The 3,577-nt window shown below is 47.0% G+C and carries 5 protein-coding genes and 1 pseudogene; 5 read left to right on the top strand and 1 reads right to left on the bottom strand.

Annotated features, from left to right (window positions below):
• Positions 1-183: 183 nt before the first annotated feature.
• The 3 genes and pseudogenes from GX030_04080 (at position 184) to GX030_04070 (ending at position 1,025) form a co-directional block, all read left to right on the top strand.
• Positions 184-549, top strand: a complete 366-nt coding sequence (locus tag GX030_04080; GenBank protein ID NLV91557.1) for a transposase — start codon at positions 184-186, stop codon at positions 547-549.
• Positions 525-764 (top strand): annotated as a pseudogene (locus GX030_04075) (transposase family protein). Before GX030_04080 ends, GX030_04075 begins: the two are co-directional and overlap by 25 nt.
• Positions 765-773: 9 nt before the next feature.
• Positions 774-1,025, top strand: a complete 252-nt coding sequence (locus GX030_04070) for an IS3 family transposase (protein ID NLV91556.1) — start codon at positions 774-776, stop codon at positions 1,023-1,025.
• Positions 1,026-1,571: 546 nt separating this feature from the next.
• Here the strand turns inward: GX030_04070 and GX030_04065 are convergent.
• On the bottom strand, positions 1,572-2,126 hold the full coding sequence (locus GX030_04065; GenBank protein ID NLV91555.1) for a CPBP family intramembrane metalloprotease: 555 nt from the start codon (positions 2,124-2,126) through the stop codon (positions 1,572-1,574).
• Between the two features lie 328 nt (positions 2,127-2,454).
• On the opposite strand from GX030_04065, the gene GX030_04060 reads away from it, so the two are divergent.
• Complete coding sequence (locus GX030_04060; protein NLV91554.1) at positions 2,455-3,096, top strand: class I SAM-dependent methyltransferase; 642 nt, start codon at positions 2,455-2,457, stop codon at positions 3,094-3,096.
• A 273-nt stretch (positions 3,097-3,369) separates the two neighbouring features.
• Positions 3,370-3,577 (top strand): VOC family protein (locus GX030_04055; GenBank protein ID NLV91553.1); only part of this gene is annotated, 208 nt, incomplete at its 3' end.

Here is a 3,577-nt window from a genome sequence, read left to right as displayed (position 1 = left end):
TTCGGGTTGGTCTTTGATTCAGCACATCCTGCAAGAAACCCTCTCCCATATTTGTCAAAACACAGGACTACATAAATACCGTCGGACACTTTTTGGCCAGGTGGTAAGATTGAGACGTGGAGTATGGCGGGGAAGAAACCCATGCCCTTGGAGTGGGTAAATGTCCACTCTATGCCTCTATAGTTGGAAAAATTCTCTCTTAATGCACCCTCTAATTGTGTTGGCATCGCCAAGAGCAGCTACTTCTACCAGAGGAAAGCGCTAGGCCGGTCAGACAAATACATTGCGATGCGGGAAGAAATAAGAGAGATCTTCAATGAGAACAAGTGTGTCTACGGCTACAGACGAATCCATGTTGCGCTAAAGAAGAACGGTATAAGATTGTCGGAAAAGGTTGTTCGGCGGTTGATGCACGAAGAGCATCTTGTTGTCCAGGGAAGGAAAAAACGCAGGTACAGCTCCTATCTAGGTGAGGTGAGATCAGCCCAGCCGTACCTAACTTACTGTAACGCGACTTCCATGCAGCAAGACCAAATGAGAAGTGGCTGACGGACCTTACCGAATTTCACATACCCGCGGGCAAAGTTTACCTATCGCCCATCATTGATTGCTTTGACGGCATGGTAGTCAGTTGGACCATCGGAACCAGCCCCGATGCCGAGCTGGTCAACACAATGCTTGACGGTGCAATTGCCTGCTTATCCAACGGAGAACGCCCTATTGTACATACTGACCGTGGCTGCCACTACCGTTGGCCTGGATGAATCTTGCGGATGGATACTGCCGGTCTAGTTCGCTCAATGTCACGGAAGGGATGCTCCCCAGATAACGCTGCCTGCGAAGGCTTTTTTGGAATACTGAAGAATGAGGTGTTCTACGCAAGATCGTGGGAAGGCGTTTCTTTGGAGGCGTTCATAGGTGAGTTGGACGGTTTCTTGCATTGGTACAACGAAAGCCGTATCAAAGTATCGCTCGGAGCAAAGAGCCCGACCGAGTATCGACGAAGCCTTGGGCTAGTAGCGTAACCAGGTCCAAAAAAATGTCCGCACCCCCTACAACTATAGTGATATATTTGCAGTATTTGGGCAAATATGGAGGCGAGGCAGTAGTGGTTCGCATGTGCTAGACAGTAGCTCTACCAACCAGAATTGAGGATGAGAAGGTCCATCTTGGAGAGCTGCGTCGAAGTCGGTCAATGAATGCCCCTCTTGTGCTTCTACCAAGCATCTGATAATAATATCTACCACTTTTTTGCAGGCAGAATGATGTACCTTACATAATATGTGGGGAAACTTGCCTACGTTAGCCATACCGAGACCAGTGAACAGCTAGTCCACCTCAAGTGGCATATACTTGATTGGAACATACCCAAATCCAAACTTAAGTCTTTGGGCCTAAGGCTTACACCGGATTAAGGAGAAAGAGTGCTCAGTTATCTTTGCAAAATCACCTTATTCGCCCAAGGTTAGATATTAGGGCTAGATGGGGCAAAAATAACGCCTTGAAGGGGACATGGCCGGAATTCCCTGCTCGCCGTTCTTTGGTCCAACAACCTATTGTTCACACTTCCTTTAACTCATACCCAGAGCAGGGAGAAGCAGTGGCGCATTCCCGAGAAAATGCATCAGGATACATGCCCACAGATTACGTCGCCACATATAAAGAACATAGGTCAAGATAGTGCCAACACCATGGTAAAGAAGCCACTGCACTCCAAAGAAATTGATGTGAGGAAGTAAGAATACAATCAGACTAAAGGCTACTCCAATCCACTTATTTCCCGTTAGCTCACCCAGACGCTCAATCGGATATCCCCTATAGAGAATTTCTTCAGTAATGGCTGTAGTAAAAATCATCCCAATGATAACTGGTATAGGAAGATTAATAATGGTTCCCAGTCCTTCATTCTGAGCTTGGGGTGCAACCATTATATTCATCGTCCAATTCCAGCCAGTTGCTATCACCCAAAAGATAAATGCCCATGCCAAATCCTTTGCTTTCGGACGTACCAAGAGAATCGAAGCAAGATTTTTCCCCTCGATTGCGATGATATATCCCGTCAAGAGCGCCACAGACAGCCAGTTCCACAGAATTACCGATGGAGGACCTTCGGGACCAAATTGCATTCCTAGTAAACCCAGGATCCTATGTATATACTGAGGCAGATATGCGATTAAGAGTCCAACAAGTGTGACCATTATAGGTGACTGCCTTCTGTCATAAACTCCTCTTGAGTTAGTTGGTGAACCCTTCATAGGCGTCTCACCCCTATCGAAATAATCATGACTCATAATAACATCCTTCGGCATGGTAAATTCAATTCCCTCGTAACTTAGGCTATAACATAGGCTAGCGCTCAGGCTGGGAGCTTGGGCGTATCTTCCTATAAGAGGGCAAATGCTCTCTTGTAAAGAACTATGTTAAGGACATCACGCTAGGAAAGGAATTTTGTCATTGCTTACAAAAAAGTATGACCGAGAGTTAGGGATCAGAACAGGAGGCCTACGGGAGTGGGATGGCCATAGTCATTATAACCGTTATGAAGCCACTCCCTACGAAGCACTGGAGATACTATTTCAGTCATACAACATAGAAAGACATTCCCGGGTTGTAGATTTTGGCTGTGGTAGAGGCCGGGTAGCCTTCTATATCCACAAGCGTTTTCGGATTCCCGTGGTTGGAATCGAGGCCCATGAGACAACCTATCTTGAGGCCTTGCAGAACAAGAGCAGCTATCGCCTCAAAGCCAAGCATATTGCCGCTCCGATCCTTTTCGAATATGGCTTAGCTGAGCACTATGAGGTTCAGCCTGAAGATACCTGCTTCTACTTCTTCAATCCCTTTTCCGACAGAGTATTTGCCAAAGTTCTGCGCAACATCATGACCTCAGTAAAGAAAGCGCCTCGAATCATCGATTTGATCCTATTCTACCCCCTGCCCAAGTACAAAAAAGTGGTTAAGAAATACCCCTTTAGGAAGCTCAACAAGGTCCGTGTCCCCGGAGCCCAAGACGCCTTCGACAAGTTTATTATCTATCGTCTCCAAGAAGAAGCTCTTCAGGATAGCGCTGACGATGCCGCTGTAGGCAGCATGTAGTCACTTACGCGTAGCGGTTTTAGCTTCGGTGTTAGGGATATTTTTGGTGCTCCTTTGAAGGGTCAATAGCGGAAATGTCTGGCTGGTATCGGGGAACATAACCTCTGCCTACCTGTCGGTAAGCCAGCCTTCCTTACTGATTTCCACTAACCCTGGACTAACCCCCCAATAGTAGGGGTATAATATCCTCGAGAGTTTACTAGAATTGGTCGGGCTGTTTTTATGTAGAAATGTCTTCCCTTTGCAGTGCAGCCTGGAGAAGGAGTTGTGAAGATGCATATCAAACACTTGGCCCTACGTGTGAGGGATTTGGAGAAGTCCATTGAATTCTACGAAACCGTTACGGAACTGAAGGTGGTTCGCCGCTTTAAATCCGGTCCCGGGGAAGTGGCTTTCTTGAGTAATGTCCCCGGGGCAACGGAAATTGAGCTGATCTCTTGGCCTGAGCAGCAGTGCTTTGAGGGTAAGGGCATGTTCCTTT

It is taken from the genome of Bacillota bacterium, from assembly GCA_012727955.1.
Taxonomy (GTDB): Bacteria; Bacillota; Limnochordia; order DTU087; family JAAYGB01; genus JAAYGB01.
The sequence above is the reverse complement of the archived record's forward strand: the minus strand, read 5'-3'. Positions and strand labels throughout refer to the sequence as shown.

Bases quoted from the DNA above. Each gene is read 5' to 3' on its own strand.
- GX030_04070 (NLV91556.1), top strand. From the start codon at position 774: ATGGATACTGCCGGTCTAGTTCGCTCAATGTCACGGAAGGGATGCTCC.
- GX030_04065 (NLV91555.1), bottom strand. From the start codon at position 2,126: ATGCAATTTGGTCCCGAAGGTCCTCCATCGGTAATTCTGTGGAACTGG.